Origin of the sequence: Bartonella sp. AC130YNZD (assembly GCF_042196865.1) — a bacterium.
Lineage (GTDB): Bacteria > Pseudomonadota > Alphaproteobacteria > Rhizobiales > Rhizobiaceae > Bartonella.
The window spans coordinates 1-966 of sequence record NZ_JBHIQZ010000126.1 but is presented as its reverse complement, the minus strand read 5'-3'; the positions used below and the strand labels follow the sequence as shown (position 1 = coordinate 966).

At 39.4% G+C, this 966-nt stretch carries 1 protein-coding gene and 1 pseudogene; both read left to right on the top strand.

From position 1 onward, the window contains the following. Nucleotides 1-417 (top strand): annotated as a pseudogene (locus ACFINU_RS10060) (filamentous hemagglutinin); the annotation flags it as partial. Beyond that, entirely contained in the window at nt 414-818 is a 405-nt protein-coding gene (locus tag ACFINU_RS10055) for a hypothetical protein (RefSeq protein ID WP_375667698.1), read from the top strand. The pseudogene ACFINU_RS10060 and the gene ACFINU_RS10055, both read left to right, overlap by 4 nt. Nucleotides 819-966: the final 148 nt, after the last annotated feature.

Sequence of the window (966 nt, the reverse complement as noted above, 5' to 3'; positions counted from 1 at the left end):
TTAGAACTTTATGGACATAGTCGCGGGACAATGACATTGGGGAATATGCTGAATTCTTTCAAACAAGAAGGTGTGCACGGTATAGCCAACGAAAACACGACTATCAATCTCTATGGACCAGCCTTTAATGCTTTAGTTGCATCCGGTCTGTTAGGTTATGTGAGTGACGGCAAACAAACCATTGTTGGCTTTGATGGGAATAGATATGACTTTGTAAGCAGAATTATTGGCGGCAATGGCTATACTTATGAGACAATACCTGCTGGCAGTAACTGGTGGAAAGAATGGTGGAGAGTGATCATGAATCCCATAAGTTCCCATACTTGTCTTGGAGATGCAGGTTATAAATGTAGATATGATTATGGTTCATCTCATCGTGAACAATTTCCTTTAAGTAAATCATGGAGTAAAAAATGAAACAGACTCTAAAATTATTAAGTATAATAGTTCTGTTAAGTATAGCTGGATGTCAGTTTAATAAGCCTCCTGGCGGGTATTTGAGTGTGTGGGAGAAAAATGGTGTTACTAATTTTACTGAAATAGGAAAAGCCTTATTAGAATGTGGCATGCCAACCCCTTATGATCGCGATCCAGAAAATAGAAAGTTAAGCAACAATGCAATAGGAAGCATAGAAGCTTGCATGCTTCAATCGGGATTTCGTGATAAAGTAGGGGGGGGGACTATGTGCGAGAATCATAAAGCCGAAAACCTTCCGATTTGTCGTCCAGGCGCTGTCATCCCACAGAGAAGTGTCAAGAAGCGCTTAAATAGCCCGTTTTGTAAAAAATATAAAAATAGTCGCAAATGCCAGCCTTAAGTCTTTCTTGTGATGATCAACAATCTGCCATCCTTGCCTTTACTTGGAATGGCGGGATTGTTTTCTCAATTTACCATCTCAACTCAGTTCAGAACTGTCTTGAAAAACGGAGATAAAATATCAACAGGCTTTAGAGCCTTTTTATTGT

Bases quoted from the DNA above. Each gene is read 5' to 3' on its own strand.
- ACFINU_RS10055 (WP_375667698.1), top strand. From the start codon at position 414: ATGAAACAGACTCTAAAATTATTAAGTATAATAGTTCTGTTAAGTATA.